14 protein-coding genes are annotated in these 25,547 nt (G+C 50.0%); 4 read left to right on the top strand and 10 right to left on the bottom strand.

All coding sequences use genetic code 11. From position 1 onward, the window contains the following. Positions 1–150: 150 nt before the first annotated feature. A complete protein-coding gene (locus LCH85_22915; GenBank protein MCA0354857.1) occupies positions 151–363 on the bottom strand; it encodes a helix-turn-helix transcriptional regulator in 213 nt (70 codons plus the stop codon). A 206-nt stretch (positions 364–569) separates the two neighbouring features. Between LCH85_22915 and alr the strand changes: the two genes are divergently transcribed. After that, on the top strand, positions 570–3,125 hold the full coding sequence (alr, locus tag LCH85_22910; protein ID MCA0354856.1) for an alanine racemase: 2,556 nt from the start codon (positions 570–572) through the stop codon (positions 3,123–3,125). A gap of 181 nt (positions 3,126–3,306) precedes the next feature. On the opposite strand, the gene LCH85_22905 is transcribed toward alr, so the two are convergent. The 9 genes from LCH85_22905 to LCH85_22865 form a co-directional block, all read right to left on the bottom strand. After that, the gene (locus tag LCH85_22905; protein MCA0354855.1) at positions 3,307–3,900 is read right to left on the bottom strand and encodes a hypothetical protein; all 594 of its coding nucleotides are present in this window, start codon (positions 3,898–3,900) and stop codon (positions 3,307–3,309) included. Between the two features lie 29 nt (positions 3,901–3,929). Beyond that, entirely contained in the window at positions 3,930–5,189 is a 1,260-nt protein-coding gene (locus LCH85_22900; protein ID MCA0354854.1) for a WGR domain-containing protein, read from the bottom strand. 177 nt (positions 5,190–5,366) lie between these two features. After that, positions 5,367–6,788, bottom strand: coding sequence for an aspartate ammonia-lyase (locus tag LCH85_22895; protein ID MCA0354853.1), 1,422 nt, complete (start codon positions 6,786–6,788; stop codon positions 5,367–5,369). A 259-nt stretch (positions 6,789–7,047) separates the two neighbouring features. Beyond that, positions 7,048–7,449 (bottom strand): hypothetical protein, encoded by a 402-nt coding sequence (locus tag LCH85_22890; protein ID MCA0354852.1) that lies wholly within the window; start codon positions 7,447–7,449, stop codon positions 7,048–7,050. A 131-nt stretch (positions 7,450–7,580) separates the two neighbouring features. Next, positions 7,581–11,102: a TIGR03663 family protein gene (locus LCH85_22885; GenBank protein ID MCA0354851.1), complete on the bottom strand. Its 3,522-nt coding sequence runs from the start codon at positions 11,100–11,102 to the stop codon at positions 7,581–7,583. A 43-nt stretch (positions 11,103–11,145) separates the two neighbouring features. Beyond that, a complete protein-coding gene (locus LCH85_22880) occupies positions 11,146–13,692 on the bottom strand; it encodes a TIGR03663 family protein (protein MCA0354850.1) in 2,547 nt (848 codons plus the stop codon). A gap of 185 nt (positions 13,693–13,877) precedes the next feature. Next, positions 13,878–15,374 carry an aldehyde dehydrogenase family protein gene (locus LCH85_22875; protein MCA0354849.1) on the bottom strand — a complete coding sequence of 499 codons (1,497 nt, stop codon included), beginning with the start codon at positions 15,372–15,374 and terminating at the stop codon, positions 13,878–13,880. Positions 15,375–15,659: 285 nt separating this feature from the next. Then, the gene (ppc, locus tag LCH85_22870; protein ID MCA0354848.1) at positions 15,660–18,449 is read right to left on the bottom strand and encodes a phosphoenolpyruvate carboxylase; all 2,790 of its coding nucleotides are present in this window, start codon (positions 18,447–18,449) and stop codon (positions 15,660–15,662) included. 39 nt (positions 18,450–18,488) lie between these two features. Beyond that, on the bottom strand, positions 18,489–18,866 hold the full coding sequence (locus LCH85_22865; protein MCA0354847.1) for a response regulator: 378 nt from the start codon (positions 18,864–18,866) through the stop codon (positions 18,489–18,491). Positions 18,867–19,212: 346 nt separating this feature from the next. On the opposite strand from LCH85_22865, the gene LCH85_22860 reads away from it, so the two are divergent. The 3 genes from LCH85_22860 (at position 19,213) to LCH85_22850 (ending at position 25,528) form a co-directional block, all read left to right on the top strand. After that, on the top strand, positions 19,213–20,823 hold the full coding sequence (locus tag LCH85_22860) for an ATP-binding protein (protein ID MCA0354846.1): 1,611 nt from the start codon (positions 19,213–19,215) through the stop codon (positions 20,821–20,823). A 261-nt stretch (positions 20,824–21,084) separates the two neighbouring features. Continuing rightward, positions 21,085–23,238 (top strand): hypothetical protein, encoded by a 2,154-nt coding sequence (locus LCH85_22855; GenBank protein MCA0354845.1) that lies wholly within the window; start codon positions 21,085–21,087, stop codon positions 23,236–23,238. A 148-nt stretch (positions 23,239–23,386) separates the two neighbouring features. Further along, positions 23,387–25,528 carry a hypothetical protein gene (locus LCH85_22850; GenBank protein MCA0354844.1) on the top strand — a complete coding sequence of 714 codons (2,142 nt, stop codon included), beginning with the start codon at positions 23,387–23,389 and terminating at the stop codon, positions 25,526–25,528. Positions 25,529–25,547: the final 19 nt, after the last annotated feature.

The following is a 25,547-nucleotide window of genomic DNA, read 5'->3' as shown; positions in this document are numbered from 1 at the left end:
CACGGCATGGAGCCGACTTTCGCATATAATGGAGCAAATTTTTTGTATACTGCGATCATAGCATGGCTACCCCTCGCTGTCAATGAAATCTGCTGAATATTCTACCGCTAGAAACAATGAAGGTCGGGTAACCCCGACCTTCATTGTTTCTCATTCCTTACCGCCAACTGAGAGCAGCATTAGCGGGCTAACTTGGAGCGCATTAGCGATTTTCTCAAGGTTCTCGCGGTCGATGCGCTTCGATTCATCGTGCCACAGTTTGCGAACCGTTTCAGGGTTGACTTTGGCAGCGTCGGCCAGTGATGTGATGTTGAACCCCTTTTGTTGCGCCACTTCGCGTAGCACTACCCGAATCCGTTGCATAAAACATCCCTCCACGAGATAAAATACCAACACACACTGCGATTATACAACCGTTCTACTTGGCGCTATGCACATATCCTGATAGGACGAAGGTCGCCAATTTTGGCTATAATGCATCCCCATAAGTAGGGAAGCCATGTGGGATAGCATGGTGTAGATCGCTGGCCTAACATGCTCGATTAGGCTTGGTAGTTGGTAGGAATTAAATGATTCACGTTGCTGATTTAATCGCTGCTGGAGCACATATAGCCCAAGCTGGCGACCAAATACAATGGTCAGGTTGGGCCTATGACTCACGCCTAGCCCAAACTGGTAATTTGTTTATTGCGCTACAAACAGCGCGGGCCGATGGCCATGGTTTTATTCGCGATGCAATTGCCGCTGGGGCAACCGGAGTGGTCTGTCAATATGCACCTAGCGTCATTCCTGCATCAATCACCATGATAATTTGTAACGATCCTTTAATCTTATTGCGCAGCTGGGCTAAGGCTCAGTTTGCCAAACACGCGCCGCGCACAGTAGCAATTACTGGCAGCGTTGGTAAAACATCAACCAAACGAGCGATTGCCCATGTGTTGGCAAGCCGCTACTCGGTGTTGCGTAGCCCACGTTCGTTCAATGCCGATTTAGGCTTATCGGTGACCATGGCCGAGCTTGCGGCTCAGCAATGGGCAGTTTTAGAGTTCGGGGCTGATCACCCAGGCGAGATTGCCCAGCTGTGTCAGCTTTTCCCCCCCGAGATTGGGATTGTCACCAATGTTGGTTCGGCTCATTTTGGGGCATTTGGCTCACAAGCCGCGATTGCCCACGAAAAAGCCGCGATTATTCAACAGTTACCCGCCCACGGTTACGCAATCTTGAATGGCGACGATCCTCTTGTGGCTGCAATGGCTGAACGAACGCACGCTCGCCTTCTGCGGGTTGGGCAGAATGCAGCGTGTGAAATTCGTTGGGGCAATGTGACCAGCACTGTTCAGTCAACCCGATTCACTATCCACATACCTGAACATGCCCCTGAACGTATTCAACTCCTAGCAAGTGGCGTGCCAAGTGTTCAGGCCGCCGCCGTTGCGATCGCTGTTGGCCATGTTGCTGGCCTGAGTTTGGCCGAAATGCAGGAGGCCTTGGCTGATTTGCGCCCAGCCCATGGCCGTTTCAATCCGTTGGCTGGCCGCAATGGCGCAACCATTATTGATGATACCTTTAATGCTGCGCCCGAATCGGTGTATGCAGCCTTGCAAACGCTTGGGTCGTTGCCTGCTCGCCGCCGGATTGCGATCCTCGGTGATATGGCTGAATTGGGTACTGCCAGTGCTCGCTTTCATCAACAAGCGGGTCAAATTGCTGCCCAAAATGTTGATTTACTGATTACTAAAGGCGACCAAGCTGCGCTTGCTGCTACCAGTGCCCGTGAAGCAAGCGCAACTTACGGTTATCAAATTAACACCATGAGCGTGCATAGTGCGGCGGCGGTGTTAGCGGCTGTCCCAACCGATCTTGGTGCAGGTGATTTGGTGTTGGTCAAGGGGGCGGCTGAAGCACGGATGGAACATGTCGTCGCAGGCTTGTTGGCTCCTGAAGCTGATCCACGTCAGGTTTTGGTGCGCCAAGAGCATGTTTGGCGCAATGTGCGCATTGGCCTGCCCGATCGACCCACGACGGTGCGGATTGATCTTGATGCCTTGGCGAGCAATGTCCAGCGCATTCGCCAGGCCGTCGGCGTACCTGTCATGGCGGTGCTTAAAGCCGATGCTTATGGCCATGGTGCAGTTCGTTCAGCCCGCACCGTCTTATTAAATGGGGCAAGCTCGTTGGCGGTAGCAACCTTGGGCGAAGCACTCCATTTGCGCCAAGCTGATATTGCCGCGCCAATCTTGATTTTGGGCTATACGCCAGCTTGGCAAATGCGCGAAGTCCTGCTCAATCGGATCAGCGTAGCATTATTTGATCGCCATGTTGCTCAATCGTTGCATGAACAGGCCTTAGCCTTGGGTCTAAAAGCCCAGGTGCACATCAAAATTGATACCGGCATGGCCCGATTGGGCTTGGCGGTTGAGCAAGCGGTAGATTTTATCGAATGGTTGCAAGGCTTAGCGGGCATTGAGGTTGTCGGCATTTTCACCCATTTTGCCAACGCCGATGAGGCTGATGCAAGCTTTTTTGGCTTGCAACTGCAACGTTTTCAAACGCTACTTGATCAATTAACTCAGCGTGGATTACGACCGCCTGTGGTGCATACCGCCAATAGTGCTGCGGCCATGGTTCATCCAAGTGCTCGCTATGATATGGTGCGAGCCGGAATAGCCTTATATGGCATCGACCCAAGCAGCGATGTGCATTTGAATCTTCAGCCAGTTTTAGAATTCCAGACTGAGGTAGCTCAAGTGCGCGAGTTGCCAGCAGGCAGCCCAATTTCATATGGCTGTACCTTTGTCACTAGCCGCATCTCGCGCATTGCCACAATTCCGGTCGGCTATGCCGATGGATTTCGGCGTGCACCCCAGCCGTGGCGCGAAGTACTGATTCATGGTCAGCGCGTGCCAGTCGTCGGGCGGGTTTGTATGGATTATGCCATGATCGATGTGACCGAACTTGATGCTGTGCAACGTGGCGATCAGGTGGTGCTGATCGGTCAACAGGGTACTGATCAAATTCGCGCCGAGGAAGTGGCTGAGTGGTTGGGGACGAATGCCTATGAAGTTGTTTCGGCAATCTTACCCCGCGTGCCCCGTGAGCCAGTCGAGCATTTTGCCGAGCGCTAAACGAGGGATTAGAGATTAGAGACCGTTAACCACGAAGGACACGAAGCGCACGAAGGTTGGATGTATCGTCCTATTCCATTTAGCGGCAACTCAAACATACCACCTAGTTAATTTTTGCGATCTTCGTGTTCTTCGCGGTTTCGATACTCTATGTTCTTTGCTCTATGATCTATGTTCTGATTTAGGCTTCAATTGGCAAGTAGCGCGTGGCTTGATTGCTATTGAACGAGGCGCTTTCGCGTTCGTACAAGCCGCTGACCACCGCCGAGGCCATCACTTCATGGACTAATGGTCGTACCCGTTCATGCTTGATGATCAAGCGTGGGTTGGCGCTGCGCAAGGCCATCGTTATATCGTAGGCAGTGAACATTTGGCCTGCGGTAATCCAATTGCCAATTTGTTCGGCGATTAATAAACTTAATGCCTGATCATCGACAGCGTGCCAATCGTCGTCATCGCTGCCATGAGCCACCGTTTGGGCTGCTGGCGCGGCAACCCGGCGTTGGCGGCTACGGCGTGGCGTTGGTGGATTGGTCAGTGTGGCATCGTGGGGGAAAACACGGTAAGCTCGATGCAACGAAACCGCCACAATCAACACTGGTTGGGGATTGGCTAATTGTGGCGGATTGCCACCAACCACATCATAAACATTGCGCACCCCAATGACCATTCCGCGCCGTACTCGCCCCATATTTTGGGTGGTTGGCGTACTGCCTGGGCCTTTTGATTGTTTGCTGACAATAATTTGAAATTCAACCCAATCACCAAGTTGCATACAAGCCTCCAAAGTTAATAGTGTTGTTTTTAGCGGTCGAAAAGCACCAAATAGCGTAAGGTTTGTTGGGCTGATTGATAGACAATAAATTCATCGTATTGCAGTTTGCCGGCCCATGCGACGGTATGTTGCGCTTTGCCCCAAACCGAATCGAAGCCCTTGGGCGCAGCCCGAAAATCGCTCTGGGCAGTTGGCGCAACATATGGATTGCCCAAAGCCACATCGGCCAAAAAGAGAAACATCGGGCGATTACGCCGCCGCACCGAGCAATAATTGGTTGATTTGGTGGCCTTATTGGCGAAATAAATGCCGTGGCCAAACATGCGCCCATTCGAGGGAGTGCGCGGGCAAACGAGGCCGCTGCGCAAGATGTGGCGCACATTTTGGCCTGCCGTGCCGTGGAATAACAATTGAGTATTGCTGCGGCCAAACTGGCTTTGCTCAAAGGTACGGCGTTCGGCGGCAATATTGATTGTGAAAACGCTGTTGACCCGCACTTTATAGCCATGCACGCTGGTTCGGTCCACATAATCGCAAATTTGGCGATAGCGATCATCGTTCTGTGGCAAGAGATCGAGATCAGCGCCCAAGGTTTCGTAGCGTGAAACCTGCGGATTTTGCTGCTGAGCAGTCATCGTCGCAATCGCGGCCTCAAGCTGATGCAAACGCGTTTCTTGTTGGTCGAAATCGTTACAAAAATTCTCGACGACGGTTTCACGCTTGATTCGGCTGGGCAATTTGGTTGGCACGGTATTGTAAAAATGTTGAATCGTGCTGCTGAGCAAGGCCAAATTAGCGGGCGTTTGGCTTTTTTGCCATGTGCTATGTTGGAGCTGAGACAAGGCCAATAATTTACGGCCATGCTCAATTTGCTCAGCCGAAATTGCATCGAGGCCAACTGCCAAATACGAAGCAATGCCCTCGCCAGCCTCATCGAAAATATAATCAATCACTTTGCGAATTGGCTCAGCCAGCGTTACAACTGGTGCTGGCGCGGTGGCAACGACCGTTGGGCGGTGTAAAGCCACCTCGTGATAGCCTTTTTTGAGCTTTTCGCGAATTTTGCGCTCGATCCATTCCTGAGTCGTCACTTTCTCATCGATTTGGGCGGCAGAGCCAACCCGACCATAGGTAGCGCGAAAATAAACATCATTTGCTGCAAGCTGCCAGATCTCAACTAGATAGTATTTGTTGTTATTGCCATCTAAGTTGGTCAGCTGGAACTTGCGGCGCTGGGTTGGTTCGCCTTGCGGCGCAGCGCTTGCCGTACCCACAATTGCACCTCGCATATACTCAAACCATTGTCTAACGCTCAAACCTGTGCATTGGGCCACTTGGTTTTGCTGGCCTTACTCTAACAAACTGCTGTGTCAAACAAAGTCACAGTTTTGGTATTGCGGCCAGTAATCAAAAACCCCCTGCTCAGGCTGAGCAAGGGGTTGAAATAGTTGGATTTAGCTTAATGTTTAGCCGCCAGCGCCGCCGCCACCGAAGATCCCGCCTTCGGTCATAGCACGAACATCGAGCAAGCTATCGGCTTCTTCAGCAGTCAAATAGCCTTTTTCGACCACCACTTCGCGAATCGTGCGGTTGGTCGCCATGGCTTCTTTGGCCACTTCAGCGCCTTTGAGATAGCCAATCGTTGGGTTGAGCGCGGTTACCAAAATGGCGTTCTTGGCCAACCAACCTGTAGCTTTTTCTTCGTTGGCTTGAATACCCAAGACACACTTTTCGGTAAAGGCCTTGACTGCGCCAATCAAGACATCCATCATTTGGAAAATGTTATAGCCGATGATTGGCATCATCACGTTAAGTTCCAACTGGCCAGCTTGGGCAGCCAAGGTTACTGCGTGATCATTACCCATCACATGGAAACAGGCTTGGTTGAGCATTTCGGCCAAGACTGGGTTGACTTTACCAGGCATAATCGACGAACCTGGCTGAACTGCTGGCAAACGAATTTCGTCCAAGCCAGTTGCTGGGCCAGAAGCCAACAAACGCAGGTCGTTGGCAATCCGAATCAAGGTGACACACAAAGCCCGCATTGAGCCAGAGAAATCGGCTTGGTCGCCCATGCTTTGCATGCGTTCAAACAAATCGTCTGACGTGCGCAAATCGATCCCAGTCAAACCAATCAATTTGGTGACCATGCGAGCGTGATATTCGGGGTGAGCGTTCAAGCCTGAGCCAGTGGCTGTGCCACCAATGCCCAGTTCACGCAAACGATCGCCAGCAGCTTGGATGCGTTTGGCATCAAGCCGAACAGCTTTGGCATAAGCATTGAATTCTTGGCCCAAGCGCACTGGCACAGCATCTTGCAAGTGGGTGCGCCCTGATTTGAGCACATGATCGAACTCTTGGCCTTTGGCAGCCAATACTTCGGCCAAGCCAATTACCGTATTGACCAACTCATCTAAGCGCCACAACGCGCCCAAACGCAACGCGGTTGGAATCGTGTCGTTGGTGCTTTGAGCCATATTAACGTGATCGTTGGGGTTGACGGGCTTTTTGGGGTCGTCAATCTCGTAGCCCAAAATTTGGTTAGCCCGATTAGAGATCACTTCGTTGATATTCATATTGTGCGAAGTACCAGCGCCAGCTTGGAATGGGTCAACCACAAAGTGATCGTTTAATTTGCCATCGATCACTTCATCGGCTGCTTGCACAATCGCTGCGGCCATTTTGGCATCGAGCAACGCTAAATCTTGGTGGACAAGAGCGGCGGCCTTTTTGATCGTCGCCATTGACCAAATGAATGCAGGGTACTGTTTCAGCCCGCTGATGGGGAAATTCTGCACTGCTCGTTGAGTTTGTGCCCCATACAATGCCCACGCTGGCACCTGTACCTCACCGAGCGAATCTTTCTCCACACGAAACTCAGCCGACATAAAACCTCCACATGAAAGGTCGAATCAATATATGGCCTATTATACGCGATGCTTTTAATCATGCAGGTCGATACTTGCCAAGCAAAAGTGAAAGATTTAACTACAGAAAGAAGCTAGAAGAACATAGAACATAGAACATAGGGAAGGAGATCGGTTGTTGGGGATCGGCGATCGGGAGTTTTGATTCTACACCCTAAGGCTATGAGCTATCGGCTTGGTTGAAATACCAACAATTGTGCCGATAGCCCAACCATCAAATTTAACGATATTGGCCAAAACGCGATTGCCATTCGGCCTGATCAAAGCTGATCGAATCGTGGATGGTGATCATCGGGACAGTATCGACCAAGGATGGCGTAAAGGCGGCAACGCTTAAAAATGGTTGTAAGCCTTGGCTGAGCAATAATGCCAGCAGCCGTTCTTGTTGCTCTTGGTGGAGCGTTTGCAAACCATCAAGCGGAAAGAAACGCTGGCCGTATTTGGTTTGAGCAATCAGCAGTGAATAATCATTTAAGGTTAGGGCATAGCACGTTTGCAATTGGGGATCGGTCTCGACCTGCACATAGTCGTTTAAATCAAACTGCAACCATTCATCGCCATAGGCCAAACGCAACAAAAGGCTATCGCTATCGGGGTCATATGTGGTTTGCGGCTGAGTCATAACACACCTTCACCTACGCAAAAGAGCAGTTAATAATGGGGGCTGGAATTAACGCCATTGTAGCATAGCAAGCCTGATTAATGACACAAGCCCATGGTTTTGACCATGGGCTTGTAGTAAGCTAGGACAATTTAGCGAACTTTGGGCAGAACCCAGCGCTGAATCCGGCGATTGGCTTTTTCGCTGACATACACACTGCCATCGGGTGCGAAGGCCATGCCACTAGGCTGACCAGTTGAGGCATCGTCGTTGCCTTGGCCACCCCAAACCAATAGCAATTGGCCAGTTGCCCCATACAAGGCAACTTGGTTTTTGCTAGGAATTGCCGCTGCCACCCGACCTTGACTATCAACCGCAATGAATGGGTCGAGGTAGGTATCGGTTTGCCAGCCCGCAACTGGCCATTGCACGCTTGGTACGCCTTGCGGTACGCCATTGGCATCAAGTGGGAATACCTGAATTCGACCATTCCAAGTATCGCCAACATATAAATTGTTGTTGGCAATGCCCAAGCCAATTGGCTCGTTGAATTGGCCGATGCCTGCGCCAGCGGTGCCAACTTGACCCAGATAATTGCCATCAGTATCGGTGACAACCACCCGTTTATTGCCTGTGTCGGCAATATAGACGCGATCACTACCGACCACTAAGTTGCGTGGGCCAAAGAAGCCCAGCGGATTAGCACTATTGCCCTCAGTTGTGCCGCCAGTGCGGGTCAAGCGCTTGCCTGAGCCAGGTTGTAATTCTTCGCTACCACTGCCCCAACTGGTGACGAAATTGCCTTGAGGGTTGAACTTAGCAATGCGGGCATTCCAGGTATCAGCAACATAGACAAAGCCCTGTTCATCGACTGCAACGCCCGATGGTTCGAGCAATGCGCCAGTGTTCGTGCCGCTGATAATGCGGGTTTGGCTGTCAGTTTGATAAACCAAAATGCGATTGTTCGGGGCATCGGCAATATAGACCGAGCCATCGGGACCAGTTGCAATGCCACGTGGTTCGGCTGGTTCATCGCCTAACAATTGGCCTTCGGAAACCAATTTGAGCGTGCTGCCTGTACCGCTAACTGCCCCGCCCTCGCCAACCGGCAAGCTAGCCAAATCGCGCTTGACGAAAACGACAATTTCACGGCCACTCAACGAAACCGTATCGGGCAACTCACGCGAGAGCATGTACTCACGCAACGCGACCCAATTCGATGGACGGAATGGCCATGTTAGAATAAATGCGCCGCCCAAGGTACAGTTAAATTTTGAGCGCCCATTGACATCTTGCTGGCCTTTGAGTGCTGGATCGCAGCCATAGGCCGGATCATACAGTTTTTCTTTATAGCTTGATAGGCCATCGCTGCTCGTCTCAGGGAACCACCAGTTATGATAGGTATCGTAGAGCTGCACATAGCCTGCTTGTTCCATGCGTTGGGTCGTATCAGTAGCTAAATTCGATTTCGAGAAGATCGCCATTGGTGCATCGAGCATCGTTTGGTCGAGCGTGGCGATTTGGCTCTTGCTGACCCACTGAATATTCGTCCAATCGCGGAAATACCAATCGAGCGGTTGATTCAAGCCACCTTCGCGGCTTGGGCTTGCATCATCGCCTGAGCTAATTAGAATTTTCATGGTATGGCCGCCCGTTGGATCTTCGATTGAGCGACTGTTGCGGGTTTGGCTAATTGCCAAGCGCTCAGCTTCACGCACAATCACGGGCATATCAGGGGCGGTTTGGGTGTACACCAAAAATTCCACGGGCACATCTGGTTGAATATAGGCTGCAACCACACTGGAGCGCAGGCTATAAATCCCCAAAAGTGCCAAAATTCCCAACGTGGCAAAAGCTGCAATGATGCGCAAACGTGCTCGTTGCGTCAACATCCACAGCAACACCCCAACGATCAGCAATAACACGACCAGCAAGAAGCCACTGACGCGAGTGGTCATCACCTGTTGGCTGGCTCCGGTTGAAGCCCCAATCGAACCCATAATTGCAATAATCAGGGCAAAAGCAATGCTACCCAAAGGAATTGCCAACCATGCAATTGTGCGCTTGGTTTCGGCCCAATTGGTGCGCTCAATGATTTTATCGAGCGCCCATGCTCCGGCCAAAACTGCTGGTAAGGTCATGTGAATCGTTAGCCAAGGCATTTTCTCGCCAGCCCACGAAAACACGGTCAAGGCCATCAAGAACCAATAGAATAAAAATCCTAACCATATTGCTGGTACTGTTTCTTCGAATCCAGGTTTGGTTGTATTGGCTTCGGCTTCAGCTTGGGCCATATATGAGGTTTGACCAGCAATTACAACTGGATTTTCGCCAACTGGAATGCCATCAACAATTGGTTCAATTGTCACAACTGCTGGCTCAGCTTCGGCCTCGGGTTGCGTAGGAGCAGCGTCAGCCTCAGCAGGTTTGGGAGTTTCTTCATCCCATAAACTGGAATTGATAACCGCCTTGCGCCAACCAATTTTGGCCAGCCAGCCGCCTAAGCCAACCAAGGTTAAGCTGACTGGCAATAATTCGTAGATGCCCAATTGCATGAAATAGTAGAACCATGGTTGGTCGCCACGCGCATAGGTTTGCTGCGTACCAAACCAATAGCTAATTCCAGCAAACAGGCCATCGCCTATCCCGCGTGGATAAGTGAAGAAGGTGCTAAACAGTACAATAAAGGTTACGGCAAAAGCGGCAAAGGCTTGCCAAAACACCCATTTATTGACATAGCGCAAGCCTTGACGAAATAGCGGCGCTTCGCTCCAACGCAAGCTGACCAATTGGCCAAAGAGCAAGGTTGAAAAGCCAATCAAGCCGATTCCACCAAAATTTAATACATTGGCTTCTTGGTTGGTGGCAGTTGGCAGCGAAACATGCGGCTGGAAGATCATCAAAATACCAGTGACGGCCATCAAAATGCCTGAGCCAATCACGAATATTTTCGAGCCTAAAACTTCCCAGAGCCAACGTTGCGCCAAAAAGCTGATAATGATAAAGCCAATGATAAAGACCAGTTCATGAGTTGCCCAGAGCAGCGCCAAACTGGCCATGGCCAAATTCAGCCAGCGACTGCGGCCCGATTGCCAAAAGCGAAACAAGCCAACCATCAACCAGAAGGTGAACAGAATTGCCAAGGCATCGTGGCGGGCAAAGCGCGTGAAGTAGAGCAAGGTTGGTGAGAGCACCATCAAGCCAGCGCTCAACAACGCAGCGCGTTTACCAATTAATGGCCGCAACATCCAACACGAAGCGACTAAGGCAATCCCTGCGACTGCCATTGGCAAACGGGCGGTGGCATCACTCGCCCCAAATAAAAAGTAGCTCAGATAGGTGCTGAGATACAGGGTTGGGCCGTGAAAAACTGGGTTATAACAGTAGGTATCCGACTGGGCACTATTCAGGCCACATTGGAAACCACCTTTGCCCATATAAAACTGCCAGCTATATTTGGCATGGATCGATTCATCGTGGTGCATGGCCATATTGCCCAATTGCCACAAGTGCATAAACACACTCAGCGCAATCAACACAACATAGCCGATCAGCTCGCTATTCAGCCAGCTAAACGCAATCGAACGATCTAACCATGATGAACTCTGCCGACGGCGCACTTGAATTGGCTGAGCGCGACGCAGACGCTTTTTGGTTAAGTCAGGTGTGGTCATAAGCAACAAATCATCTCGTTACAAAGTGGAAACACAGACCGGCCTAACGCACCTGCGATTGGCCATTCACGTTTTGAGCTTGCACGCCCAACACGTGGGCATAGCGCGGGCGAACATAGACTTTAAAGTCAACCGATGAGAGTTGGCCTGGTGGCTGACGGAACAGCAAATAACGCCAAAGCTCATTTTGGGTTTTAGCATCAAATGGGTTGCGTATCACCCGCCCAATTGTCGAATCTTGATCATATGGCGCAGCTTTCATCACTTGCTCGCCATTGCTATCGCGCATGGTTTGACCATTGGCATCAAGTTCTGGTACTTCGGCAAAGCGATAAAACTGGCCTTCGGGGAACCACCAACGCAATGGGAAACGCCCTTCAAGGAAGCCTTGGACATTGGCTTCGTTGGTAGACCAATTGCTGTCGATCATCAAAATTGCCGCTGTTTCAGCGCTGGCTGGGCTATTCATCGAGCCAGAGAAGCCGACTGCTTTGGTATATTCGCGCACATACCACTTCCAGATTTGCTCGTTATCGTACATAATCGGCAATTCCATGCGGCCTGTCTCTGCGAACGAAACTTCGCGTAAATCATCCATCACGCGGCCAACATCGGGCGAACTTTGCACATACACCAGCATTTCTACTGGAATATCGCCATTTTGATAGTTCAAGCGCCAAGCCGAGCGGAATGAATAGGCACTCCACATAATGGTTAAGGCCAAGGTTAAGCCTGTCAGCGCTCGCCGCCAGCCATGGAACAAGCTATAAAAGCCCGTAATTGCTAGCACAATCAAAATCATGCTTACGAGGAACATCGGTGTGGCGGGGCTACCAGTTGGCGCAATATTGGGTTGGATGCGAATCATCCGCACCAATTGCATGAGTGCATAGCTAGCAACCAAACCCACCACCGCCAAATAGCCAAATAGCCCAAGCCATTCATCGCGGCGGGTTGGCATTTTGCTGCTCAGCCAAGCTTTTTGAATTGGCTGAAAGCCCCAAGCAAAAATCTGCCCAATGCCCCAAGCGGCAATAAAAATCAATGGTACGGCCACGTGCAGGGTGATCCATGGCATTTTCTCGCCAGCCCAGCTATACAAGGCAAATGAGCCAGCCGCCCACCACGCCAACAAGCCAGGAGCCATGCGCTGAGCCGTCAAAGCAGCGCCCCGTTTGATTTGCAACGCTAAGTGGCCGATACCTGCCAAGGTTGCCGCAAAGCCAGCAAAGAGCAGCAATGGCTCGTACACTAGCAATTGGACAAAATAGTAATGGCTGGGCTGACCGCCGCGCTCAACATCGTGTTGCGCCACCCAATACAGCAGCGAACCAGCAATCCCCGAAACCACGCCAACTGGATGCACCCCAAACGAGGTGAAGAAGGCGGCGTAAATCACCAAGCCCAAAATTACTGCCAGCGCCCCGTGAATGCTCCACAGTGAATCCAAAGCTGGCAATAAACTACGCTCAGGGGCTTGGCTGACCGCTCGTTTCCACATGGTTTGGGTTTGATCTTTGCCCTTGTAAAACCAAATAATCACAATCACCGCGATCAAAAAGACCAGCGTGAGCAGCGTTAGGGCGGTAATTGGCATGTGCATAAACACGCCGTTATTGCCATAAAGCGTTTGATTTTTGACTTGGTGATACAAGCGGCTTGGGTTCGATTGTACCTCGGCATCATCAATCCCAAACAAGGTTTCGCTGAGCTTCGAGAAGTAGCCTTGGCGGAAACCACCATTGGCGGTGTCATCGAAAAACAGATCGTCGCCTTGATTGCGCACGACCAAGGCTTGGCTTTCAGTAACCAACGGCAGCGGCAGCCATTGCTCTTGGCCGTTAACATCGAGCACTGGGGCTGGATTACCATTAGCTGTAACCAACAGGCCACGATGATCAGGGATGCCCTTGAGACAAGCTACCGCCAATAAGCCATAGACTCCAAACAGAATCAACAGCTTGCGATTGACTTGCCACAAGGTGACCAACACAATAAAACTGCCAAGGGTCAAGGTAAAGAGATACGAGGTCTCAATTGTTACAAACATTAAAGCAAACGAAGCGAAGAAAATATAAATCCAGCGCACATGGCGGGTGGAAATATAGCGAATGATCGCAATCAGACAGATAATTTCTTGGGTAACCGCAAAAATATCGTGGCGAATAAAACGCCCGACATACAAGGTTACTGGCGAAATTAACAGATAGCCCACCATCAACAAGGCCGTGCCACGCCCAATATTTTTGCGCAACAGCCAAGGAGTGAGGGTTAAGGCTATTCCAAAGGTCGCAGCGGCCAAACGCGCCGTAAAATCATTGTCGCCAAACAAAAAGTATTGCAAAGCTGTCCAATAATATAAAAACGGCCCGTGGGTCAACGGATCATGCAAATAGCCATCGCCGCGATAGAGCAACCACGAATAATAGGCATGAATCGTTTCATCGTGGTGCAATGATCGACCGCCAAGCGCCCACAAGTGCATCAGCACCGAGAGCAAGCCAAGGCCAATATAGGCCAGATGTTCAACCGTGAAGCGGCGACGTTGTGTGCGTGGCACGGCTACCTGTCGTGAAGATGTTGCGATCATAAGTGTGTGTTCTCGTGTCGTTGCAAAGGGGTTGGAGCAGCGCTGCTCATTGAGACAACGAAATGTGCCAGAATTTTTTGGTATTGTACTCGAACGAGGGGGGAGTGACAAGAAACAAAGTCTTAACGCGCTTTTGCATCCAATCGAGAGCCAGCCCAACGACTGGCTCTCGGCTGAAATACTGATTATTCGGCGTTATCGATTTGGGCGCGTTGCAAGCCACCACTGTAATCGACATACAACGATTTCCATTCGCTGTAGGTATCGAGTACCTGGGTGCCACCTTCGCGTTTGCCGTTGCCAGTGCCTTTGGTGCCACCAAAGGGCAGGTGAATTTCGGCCCCAATGGTTGGCGCATTGACATAGACAATCCCAGTGTAGAGATCACGCATGGCAATGAAGGCATTATTGACATTGCGAGTATAAATCGACGATGACAAACCATATGGCACGTCGTTGGCAACATCAATCGCTTCTTCAAGGCTATCAACCGGAATGATCGAAACCACAGGCCCGAAAATTTCCTCTTGAGCGATGCGCATATTGCGTTTGACATTGCCAAAAATGGTTGGCTGGTGGAAGAAGCCATGGCCCAAATCGCCATCGGTCAAGCGTTCGCCGCCCAGCACCAATTCAGCGCCTTCTTCACGGCCAATCTTGACATATTTTTCAACCACGCTCAATTGGCCTTCGTTAATTGATGGCCCCATTTGCATACCGTCGAGCAAGCCATTGCCCACTTGAATGGTTTTGGCTTCAGCTTGGATGCGGCTGGTCAGTTCATCAACAATTGAGCGATGAGCAATAATCCGTGAGGTCGCGGTACAGCGTTGGCCGGTTGTGCCAAATGCGCCCCAAACTGCGCCCGCCAACACTAAATCAAGATCAGCATCGTCCATGATGATCATGGGGTTTTTGCCGCCCATTTCGAGCGACACATGCTTGCCTTGTTGGGCACAAAGGGTTGAAACATGGCGACCAACTTCGGTCGAGCCAGTGAACGAAATCACTTTCACATCGGGATGTTGCACCAATGGCTCGCCAGCAGTTGGGCCATGGCCCGAAACAATATTGACCACACCTTTAGGTAGGCCAGCATCAACCAAGGCTTGCACAAAGTTGTAGGTTGAAAGTGGCGTATCTTCGGCAGGCTTGATCACCACCGTGTTACCGCAAATCAAGGCTGGAAAGATCTTCCACGATGGGATGGCCATTGGGAAGTTCCATGGTGTAATCAAGCCACACACGCCCAACGGTTGGCGCACGCTCATCTGGAATTTATTGGGCAATTCCGAGGGCGTGGTTACGCCATACAAACGCCGACCTTCGCCAGCCATAAAATAGCCCATGTCGATCGCTTCTTGCACATCGCCACGGGTTTCGGCCAAAACCTTGCCCATTTCACGGGTCATATCGTTGGCATATTGCTCTTTGCGTTCTTGAAGAATTTGCGAAGCCCGATACAGCAACTCGCCACGCTTGGGAGCTGGCACAAGTCGCCATGCATTGTAGGCCTCTTTGGCTGCGGCAACCGCATCGGCAATATCCTCAGCACCAGAGTCGGGGAAGATGCCAATCACATCGCGGGTATCGGCGGGGTTGCGGTTCTCGTAGGTCTTGCCCGAACGCGCTGGCACCCACTCGCCGCCAATGTAGTTATAGTACACCTTATGGTCCGACATCGTTGTCCTCCGTGAAGTAAAATCAAATCTTGCCTTATCTTACCATACAAGCTTGGGGCGACGAGGGATGAAGGATGAGGGATGAAGGATGAAGGATGAAGGATGAAGGATGAAGAACACGAAGGGGGATTGGCTCTAGGCTTTTGGCTTTTCGTAACCGGACTGCTAATTGGAATGGTTTATAACGTTAAACCACGGCCAACGGTATAAACCATTCCAGCTATGATCTATGTGCTTACCATCCTGATCCCTGATCCCTGATCCCTGATCCCTAGACCCCGACTGCTAACCAGTATTTTTCAAGCCTGCGGCAATCCCATTGATGCTGAGCAGAATTGCATCCTCAAGATCGTTGTGCTCAAGCCCATCGGGATCGGTGCGCAAACGCCGGAGCAATTCGATTTGCACAAAACTCAATGGGTCAACATAAGGATTACGCTGCTTAATCGAGTGCTGCAAAATTGGGCTGGTATCCAACAGCTCATTAATTTGAGCCACCTCGCAGATCCATTTAACCGTGCGTTGATATTCGGCCTTAATCAAGCCAAAGATTTCGTTGGCTAAGGCTTGGTCGGGCACAAGTAGGGCATATTGCGCCGCGATATCCATATCAGCCTTAGATAAAATCATTTGGGCATTATCCAGCATGGTGCGAAAGAATGGCCAATCGTTGTACATTCCCTGCAAGGTGGTTAGGCCATTGGTATCAGCTTGAATTAAATGCTCCAAGGCACTGCCCAAGCCATACCAACCAGGCAAGGTATGCCGACTTTGCATCCAACTAAAGACCCAGGGTATCGCCCGCAAATCTTCGATGCGGTCGCTGGCTTTGCGGCTGGCTGGGCGTGAGCCAATATTCAAGCGGCTAATTTCGGTAATCGGCGTAGCATTGCGGAAGTATTCCAAGAAATGTGGATGATCGTAGACCAAGCCCCGATAGACTTTGCGCGATACTTGGGCTAGGCTGCTCATCGCGTCGTGCCATTCTTGGCTGATATGCGCGATGCTCACGCCTAACGACGAGCGCAATACGGCGTTGATAATTTGCTCTTGATGGCGATAGGCCGTCTCTGGCTCGGCATAACGATCGCTAATCACTTCGCCTTGTTCAGTGATTTTGATCCGCCCGCCGACTGTGCCTGGTGGTTGACCTAAAATCGCGCGATTGGCAGGCCCGCCACCACGGCCAACCGCTCCACCACGACCGTGGAACAAGCGCATTGCTACCCGATGACGGAAGCAGGTTTCGGCTAAGGCCACTTGGGCAAGATAGAGCGCCCAGTGAGCGTCGGCAAAACCGCCATCTTTGTTGGAATCGCTATAGCCCAACATAATTTCTTGCACATCGTTGCGCAGCACCAAATGTTGGCGATAGGCTTCGCTCGAAAGCAGCGTGTGCATAATCTCTGGCGCGGCGATGAGGTCGGCTCCAGTTTCAAATAATGGCACAATATTTAGCCAACTATGCTCGCCTGGCTGATAAATGCCTGCCTCACGCGCCAGCAACAGCACTGCCAAAATATCGCTTGGGCCTTCGGTCATCGAAATAATATAGGTTTCGATTGCCTCAGCATTCAAATCGGAAAGCACCGCACGAATTGTACGGAAGGTTTCGATGATCTCAACCGTTTCGGGGCTGTAGTAGAGATGGGTTGGGATCAACGGACGATTATTGGCTAGCTCACGCTCCAAAACAATGGTACGTTCGGCTTGGCTCAGGCTGGCGTAATCGTCGCAGATGCCTGCATATTCAAAAATTTCGCTCAAGGCGTTGGTGTGGCGGCTGCTGTGTTGGCGAATATCGAGGGTCGCAGTGTGTAAGCCAAACACTTTAGCTGAGCATTGGATATCGCGCAAAAAGCCATCGGCGACTGAGGCTGCGCCATTGGTGCGCAAGCTATATTCCATGGTCGCTAAATCGGCGAGATATTGGTTGGCATTGGCATACCATGTGCCTTCAGCTGGGCGATGACCGCCGCGTGCCCAATCTGGCTCGTAGCGCTCAACATAAGCCAATGTGGCATGTAACTTGGCGTGAATGTAGGAGCATTTTTGGCGATATGGCTCATGCGGATTGCGCCGCTCCAGCACTTGCGCCAATTCAGGAAACAACGGCGCGTCGTGGATTAGCGATTGGGCTAATTCTTCGCTAATTGGCACTTGGCGCGACGATTGGCTTAAACGATGGCTCAAGCGCTCAACTGAGTGAATATGCTCGCGCAACGAACGGCCCATCAACAATTTAAGCGTTTCAACCGTGACTGAGGGAATCACAAATGGATTGCCATCGCGATCGCCGCCAACCCACGAGCCAAAGCGCAAGAAGGCTGGTACACGCCATTCGTGCTCAGGGTAAATTTGGCGCAACGAAGCCTCAGTATCACGGTAGAGTTGCGGAATCATATCGAACAGCGATTCTTCGAAGTAATAGAGATTATTTTTCACTTCGTCGATCACGGTTGGCTTGATAATTCGCACTTCATCGCTTTGCCAAAGCGAGATCACTTCTTCACGAATTGATTCGAGTAAGCGTTCACGTTGACGTTGAAAGGTTGTATCGGCGGTTAATTGCCGCGCCGCCCCAGCAATCCGATGATGCTTTTTGAGCGTTGTTCGGCGTTTGGCCTCGGTCGGGTGGGCGGTAAAAACGGGCCGAATCTCGGCATGATCAAGCAAATCTTGAACTTGCTGGGCGGTAATGCCACGATCACGCAGCTCTTGCAACGCCAATTCAACCGATTCAGAACGTGGAGCATCGCCGTTTTGGCGGTCGCGCTCGGCTAGCACTCGCAAGCGTTCAACGCTTTCGGCCAAATTGACCAAGCCAAAATAATGGGTAAAGGCCTTGATCAGCCCGATTAGTTGAGCGACTGGTAATTGACTAATTAACTCGGTCAGGGTTTGAGTCTCTTGCAGCGTTCCATCGCTTCGGCGTTGCTTGGTGCGTTGGCGCACATCTTCTTCAAGCTCAAACGCTGACACCCCATCTTGGGCCACAATCACATCGCCAAGCACATGCCCGAGGGAATGGATCAGCATTGAAAGCGGCGTGCGGTCGGTTTCAGGTGTATACATCGCCACACTCCAAACCATAAGCGGCACACTGGCCGCAGCCTAATCACAATAGCGACGCACCACACGCATCAAATCGTCGATCGCGATTGGCTTTTCGAGATAGCCAACCGTGTACGGGATCGGCGCTGGTTCGTCGTATAAATAGGTTGAAATGATCACAACTGGAATCGCGCTGAGCCGTGGCTCGGTTTGCAATGCCTCGAGAAATTCTTCCGACGACATATACGGCAAGACCCGATCAAGCAAAATCAGACGCGGCGGTTGGCTGGACTGGAGGTATTTTAACCCATCCACGGCAGTTGTGTAGGTTGCAACCTGATAGCCATCGTCGCGGATGATATGTGCAAGCATATCGCGCACGGTCGCGCTATCTTCAATAATCACAATTTGTGCGCTCTGCGGCGTTGATTTAAACATACTGGCGCTCCTTGCTCATCCTACACGAGTTCTTTAGCAACTCATGGTCTTGTGGTTAAAGAATCGTGAATAATTACGATATGATGTAGTAGTACAATAATGACTATACGATAGCATATTGCGGCGAGTCGTTGGTTGGCGTAAAACCCCCACCCACAATTAGCAGTATTGACCTGTTATGGTCATCGGCGATAGTAGGCCAAGCAGAGGGGATTAAGGTACTTTAACCATTTCCCCCCAAAGTCGTGCTTGCATGGGGTGATTTTTGCCCCCTATAATCAATTAGATTGATTTTGAGAATTTAGCAACGCTTGCTGCAAGCGCAGTAAACGAAGGGATGTGAGGCATGCGATTTTTACTCGATGCGCGTTCGTATGACGAAATGAAAGCCCGCAATGATCATACACCCGACTGCTACGTGCGACCGGGCGAATATTTGCATCATATGTATGTCGATGGAATTAAGTATGCCGTTGCTCGTGCCCTGTATGATTGCTTGAAGGAAGCGCGTGAGCAGAACGACTATGAGGCAACGCGCCACTTAAATATGCACAAACAACAGCTTGATGCGCTGGTGGCCGAGGCCCAAGCCAGCGGCAAGTTGAGTGGTGCGCGGGTACTTGGGGGGGATGTGCCGAACGATGACGGCTCAGCCCCATCGGGGAATAGCTATCACCCCAAAGTACCAACTACAATTGAAGAAACTGGCCTGAATCGAACCCAAATTCAGGACCAATTGCTGCGGGTGATTTATAACCGTTCGCGGGTCACTGGTATGGAGCTAGCCCAAGAAGTGCGCTTGTTCTATAGTGTGGTCGATCCAGTCATCACCCAAATGCGCAACTCGGAATATATCGACATTGCTGGGCAACGTGGCTTTGGCGATACCAATTACGAATATATTTTGACTCCGCGTGGCTCGCAAGCTGCCGAAGATGCCATGAAGAAAAGCAATTACAGCGGGCCTGCTCCAGTTCCATTCGAGCAGTTTTTAGAATCAGTCAAGGCGCAAACGATCAAAAACATGGTGATCACGCGGCGCAATATTCGCAAAGCCTTTAGCGATTTGATTATCACCGATCAAGTGTTGAATGAAGTTGGGCCAGCGGTCAATTCGGGCGCGTCGATCTTCTTGTTTGGCTATCCTGGCAATGGCAAAACCAGTATCGCCGAACGGATTACCCGCCTGATGGGCGATGATATTTTCGTGCCCTATGCGATTGATGCTGATGGTCAAATTATCAAAGTTTACGATAGCATTGTGCATACGTTGGTCGATAAAGAGGCCAATATCGGCACTTCAAGCTATGATTTACGTTGGGCCAAAATCAAACGGCCTGTGGTGGTGGTCGGGGGCGAACTGACCCTCGAAGCGCTCGATTTGACTTTCAACGAAACTGGGCGTTTTTACGAAGCACCCTTCCAGATGAAAGCCAACGGCGGGATTTTCTTGATCGACGACTTTGGTCGCCAACAATGTCGCCCAATGGACTTGCTCAACCGCTGGATTGTGCCGCTCGAAAAGCGCTACGATTATTTGACCACGATCACTGGCCAAAAAATCGAAGTGCCATTCGATCAATTGCTAATTTTTTCGACCAACCTTGACCCTAGTCAAGTGGCTGACGAAGCTTTCTTGCGTCGGATCAAATTCAAAATTGAGGTGCGCGACCCCGATGAATCGCAATGGCGACAAATTTGGTCGTTGGTGTGCAAAGGTCGCAAAATTAACCTCGATCCCAAGGGCTTAGATTATTTGGTGGAAAAATGGTACAAGCCGGATGATCGGCCTTTCCGTATGTGCCAACCGCGCGATATTCTCGATCAGATGATCAGCATCGCCAAATATAATATGGAACAAGTCACCTTCAATCCCGATTTGATAGATGCAGCGTGTGGCACGTACTTTGTCAGCAAAGAAGCCAAAAACTTCGGTGCCAAAGTTCGACTCGATTAATCAGTTTCGTCAGATCATTATTGAACAGCCTGTTACATTCACAGGCTGTTTTTATTTAATTAACCTAACATAATGAATTAAATAGAGCTGGCTATTTTATTAATAATTGACGTAATAAAATTTAGCGGTTTTAATAAAATCATTGACAGACTTTCTATACTAATTACGAGGCAAGGTAGTAGTCGTAGTCGATATGTTATAGTCCAACTACACCTGGCTAGGAATAGCTAGTGGCATGAAGATGCCTATTGGAGTTCAGCAATGGCGCGGAAACGGATCGTCGGAAACAGAATCGGATTTTATTTAATCTTAATTGGTATCCTGCTCAATCTGGGCACAGTCAAAGCCCAACAGCCCCAATCTCAACCAAATCAGCCGCTCAGCTCAGCGACAGACAGGGCTTTTGAACCAACAACCATCCAATCCTCGCCCTTAACCACCAGCAGCGTCATCACAGGCACATGGAATCCCACTATTCAGAATAGCTTGCAAAGCCCAGGCACTATCAGCAAACTGTATGTCGATGCCAACGATAGGCTGTATGTCACCGGCTCATTCAATTATCTGAATGGGCACGAATTCAATGGGCTGGCCGCGTGGGATGGCAACACATGGCAAGGCTATGGCTTGCACCCTAACGATCCAGGCTCAATTCTCGCCATGACTACCTACAACGATCAATTGATTGTTGGTGGCAGTTTTGACAAATTGGCGGGCCAAACCATGAACGGGATCGCCCGTTGGAATGGCCAAGCATTCGAAGCGTTTGGAACGGGTTTTCGTGGCACCAGCGATTTTTTTGATTATTCGAATCGACCTAAAATCTATGATCTTGATGTTGTGACTGATACGTTGTATATCAGTGGTAATTTTTCTCAATTCAATAATTTAGCAGTCAATTCACTGCTTGCTTGGCGGCCAAGCGGTTATTATGAAGTTGCAGATATTGATAGTTCACTCTATCAATTTGCGGCAATTGATAATGCAATTCTGCTATCGGGCGAATTACTCTCAATTAATGATATTGGGGTTGATTATTTTGCGCTACGCCAAAATGGTGTTTGGAGCAATCCCCCAATCCCAGAAGGTGTCCGTTTTTACCAAGAGCTTCACACATTTGATAATACCTTCTATCTACGCAAATATATCAATCAACAACCCTATCTTACCCAGTTTTATCATTGGGATGCCAACGATTGGGTTGTCGATAGCTCCGTGATTACTGGCTCAGCCCGTGATCTTATTCAATTGAATGGGCAATTGTATAGCGCTACCAACGACAAGCTCTGGCAACGCACGGCAGCTGGTTGGCGCAGCCTTGATCTGCCCATGGCAATTCAAACTATTACGGCGATCGAAGCTAGCAGCGCTGGAATTTACCTCGCAGGCAGTTTTACGGTCAATGGCCAAGCAAGTCATTTGATTTTTTGGGATGGCAACACAATCACCAACTTGGCAACGACGATCCAACAAGGCTATGCCCAAGATATTGCCAATCTTAATGGGCAGCCGTTGATTATCGCTAGAGCCCAATCGATGCTTCAGGTTTGGAACAACTCGATTTGGCAGCAATTGCGTCGGTTGCCTTATGGAACTCAACTGTTGACCACCGCCGACAATACCTATTTAGTTGGCAGTAGCCCATTTACGACCACCTCAAATTTAGCAAGTGCAATTTGGCAAGTGCAGCTAGATGGCAGCCTGAGTGCGCCAGTTCCCTTAAATGCCTATAACGTTACTTGGACAATTTCGGGGACAGATGTCTTAGCAAGTATGCATTCAGGCACAATCAACAATCAACCAATTGCTGGAACAATTGCGATCAACGGCAATCAATGGCGATCATTCATTCCTAGCTATGCCCATGGCAATGTCTATGTTACCGATCAACAGATCTATTCAATCCGTACCGAGGCCGAGCGGGCTTCGTGGATTATTGAAATGTCAGTGTGGGATGGCACAGCTTGGCAATATCTGACCGCATGGCAACAATTTGATCAGCGATTAACCATGCAAATTGCAGTTTGGAATGGCGAACTCTATTTTCTCTATCGCAATGATCTGCGGCGTTTTGATTTTAATAGCACAGATTTAGTGTCAGTTGCGAGTTTCGATGATATGCCGCTCGTGTTGCGCAGCACTGCTGATTATCTCTATGTTGCTGGGCGCTTTAACCAAGTCAATAATCAAGCCGTTGGCCCATTGGCACGTTGGAATGGAACCAGTTGGCAAGGCCTTGCCGATGTACCAAATGGAGCGATCAGCCAATTGGCAGTCACCTCAGATTTAATTCAGATTGCTGGAAGTTTTACCCATGTTGGCGCAACTACATCACTGGGTGTTGCCAGTTTTGTGATTAACGGGGTTGCGGCGAATCCTAGCTTTCGCCAATTTATCCCCCAAGCAATGAAGTAATCTCAATTGATCGCACCGATTGCAACGCGTTTGGTTTAAATCGAGCGCGTTGCTTTGAGTATAAAATCAGCCCTACCGACGATCTTTCAACCAGCGCAGCAATGGTAGGATCGAGCCTAGTTTATTGATTGTGTACGAGGAACTAACCATGCAGAAGAGACGGTTTTTTAAAGGACGTTGGGGCTTAATTGTGCTGCTCCTTGGCGCAATAATCAGTAGTTTTGCCAGCCAAACGCTACCTGCAAAAGTCACTGCTAAACAGCTTGGGGCTAGCACCGCCCAACTAGCGCCAATTGAACTCAATCAAATTACGCCACTCAGCAGCAGCAGCGTGATTAGTGGCACATGGAATAATGAATTTGGCAATAGTTTAGCGACCGCTGGCACGATCACCAAGTTGCATCTTGATGCCAATAATCGTTTATATGTCGCTGGTAAATTCAATTACCTGAATGGGCAATTGTTTAATGGCCTAGCCGCATGGAATGGCACAACTTGGCAAGGCTATGGCTTGCAACCAAACGATGTCGATACGATCAATGCCATGGATAGCTATCAAAACCAATTGGTGGTGGCTGGGCGCTTTCGCCGATTGGCGGGCCAGCCCATGAATGGCCTTGCCCGTTGGGATGGCAGCCAATTTCAAGCATTTGGCAGTGGCATCAGTGGCATCAACGATTCATATCGCAACAACATTATTTCGCAAGTCTATGATATTGAAGTCCTGAGCGATACGCTGTATCTCGGTGGCAATTTTGATACGTTTAATGGCCTAGCCGCCCATGGCACAGCTTTTTGGCGACCGACTGGCTTTGGCGAGTTTGGCGATTTTAATGGCGTAATCAGCGATCTCGATGCGATTCCCAATACGCTTTTTGCATCTGGGAGTGTAAGCCGCGTCAATCAAACCTCAATTCAAGGTTTAGGCTTATGGAATGGCACAACCTGGCAAAACTCCAGCTTGCCAGGCCCAAATGCCGCCCGTGATCAAATTGGGCGAATTGGGACGACGCTCTATACCTGGGCCAATAACTATGATCCGCGGCAAACCATGATTTATCGTTGGAATACTAATCAGTGGCAGGCGTTTGGCAGCTGGATCGATGAATTTGTGCTTGGTGTGGCGCAAAGCAACGATTTATATGCCTACACTATCAGCGATCTCTGGCGTTTAGTTGGCAATCAATGGCAATTGGTCAATCTGCCAATGACGATCAACTCTATTACTACAGTTGTTGGCAATGCCAATGGGTTGTATCTTGCTGGTAATTTTGAAGTGGATGGCAGCGCCGTGCAATTGGTGCATTGGAATGGCACAACCCTTACGCCACTTGCCAGCACCAGTGTTTATCCACGGCTCGATGAAATAACCGGCGTTCAAGGTCAGCCAATTATCAAACCCAATTGGCCGAATGTGCTCAAGCAGTGGGATGGTCAAACCTGGCAAACGAGCCACGCATTGCAGGGGATGGCTAGCCTATTCGCCACCAGTGATGATCGCGCCTATTTGGCGTACCCCTATCCGTATCAAACCTCAGGTTCATTGAGCAGTTCGCTATGGCAATTTGATTCGACTGGGGCGTTGACTGCTCCCTTGCAATTAATTGGCCAGACAACCACCTGGACACTTTCGGGAACCCAGCTTTTGGCTAATGGCATAACGATGATTAACAGCCAATCAATCAGTGGGGCGGTGGCACTGAATGGTACTGAATGGCGTGAATTAGGACTAAACACCAATTTTCGCCAGATCTATTATGCCAATAATCGCATCTATTCGCTGATGATCACCCAAAACCATGATTGGTGGGATATCGATATTGACACTTGGAATGGTACTGCTTGGGTCGATTTTACTGGGTTGTTTGTGCAAAGCAATGGCTCGATGCCGCAATTTGTAACCTGGCGCAATCAGCTGTATTTTACCAACGGCAATCAGTTGCATCGGCTCGAAAACACTGGCAATAGCATGGTATTTGAGTTTGATGGTGCGCCGTTGCAACTTGCCAACATCAATGATCGCTATTTATATGTTGGCGGAGCATTTAGCAAAGTCGGTGAGCAACAGCTGGGCAGCATTGTGCGCTGGAATGGCAATAGCTGGCAAGCCCCAAGCCAAACCCCAAACGGCACAGTTGAACACATGGCAATTACTGAAAACTATCTCTATTTGAGCGGTAATTTTAGCCATATTGGCGCAAACCCAAGTTTAGGAGTGGCCAGCTTTCAGCTTGCTGCTGAGCCTGAACCACTGCCCTATCAATTGTTTATTCCCCAAGTTGTGAAGTAAATCGGTGCTAGCCACGCTC

This window comes from Chloroflexota bacterium, from assembly GCA_020161265.1.
Taxonomy (GTDB): Bacteria; Chloroflexota; Chloroflexia; order Chloroflexales; family Herpetosiphonaceae; genus Herpetosiphon.
The sequence above is the reverse complement of the archived record's forward strand: the minus strand, read 5'-3'. Positions and strand labels throughout refer to the sequence as shown.

Excerpts from the sequence above, each read along its gene's own strand:
- LCH85_22865 (MCA0354847.1), bottom strand. The coding sequence starts at position 18,866 with ATGTTTAAATCAACGCCGCAGAGCGCACAAATTGTGATTATTGAAGAT.
- LCH85_22890 (MCA0354852.1), bottom strand. The coding sequence starts at position 7,449 with ATGACTCAGCCGCAAACCACATATGACCCCGATAGCGATAGCCTTTTG.
- LCH85_22875 (MCA0354849.1), bottom strand. The coding sequence starts at position 15,374 with ATGTCGGACCATAAGGTGTACTATAACTACATTGGCGGCGAGTGGGTG.
- LCH85_22895 (MCA0354853.1), bottom strand. The coding sequence starts at position 6,788 with ATGTCGGCTGAGTTTCGTGTGGAGAAAGATTCGCTCGGTGAGGTACAG.
- LCH85_22905 (MCA0354855.1), bottom strand. The coding sequence starts at position 3,900 with ATGCAACTTGGTGATTGGGTTGAATTTCAAATTATTGTCAGCAAACAA.
- ppc (MCA0354848.1), bottom strand. The coding sequence starts at position 18,449 with ATGTATACACCTGAAACCGACCGCACGCCGCTTTCAATGCTGATCCAT.
- LCH85_22885 (MCA0354851.1), bottom strand. The coding sequence starts at position 11,102 with ATGACCACACCTGACTTAACCAAAAAGCGTCTGCGTCGCGCTCAGCCA.
- LCH85_22860 (MCA0354846.1), top strand. The coding sequence starts at position 19,213 with ATGCGATTTTTACTCGATGCGCGTTCGTATGACGAAATGAAAGCCCGC.
- LCH85_22850 (MCA0354844.1), top strand. The coding sequence starts at position 23,387 with ATGCAGAAGAGACGGTTTTTTAAAGGACGTTGGGGCTTAATTGTGCTG.
- LCH85_22915 (MCA0354857.1), bottom strand. The coding sequence starts at position 363 with ATGCAACGGATTCGGGTAGTGCTACGCGAAGTGGCGCAACAAAAGGGG.
- LCH85_22880 (MCA0354850.1), bottom strand. The coding sequence starts at position 13,692 with ATGATCGCAACATCTTCACGACAGGTAGCCGTGCCACGCACACAACGT.
- alr (MCA0354856.1), top strand. The coding sequence starts at position 570 with ATGATTCACGTTGCTGATTTAATCGCTGCTGGAGCACATATAGCCCAA.
- LCH85_22900 (MCA0354854.1), bottom strand. The coding sequence starts at position 5,189 with ATGCGAGGTGCAATTGTGGGTACGGCAAGCGCTGCGCCGCAAGGCGAA.
- LCH85_22855 (MCA0354845.1), top strand. The coding sequence starts at position 21,085 with ATGGCGCGGAAACGGATCGTCGGAAACAGAATCGGATTTTATTTAATC.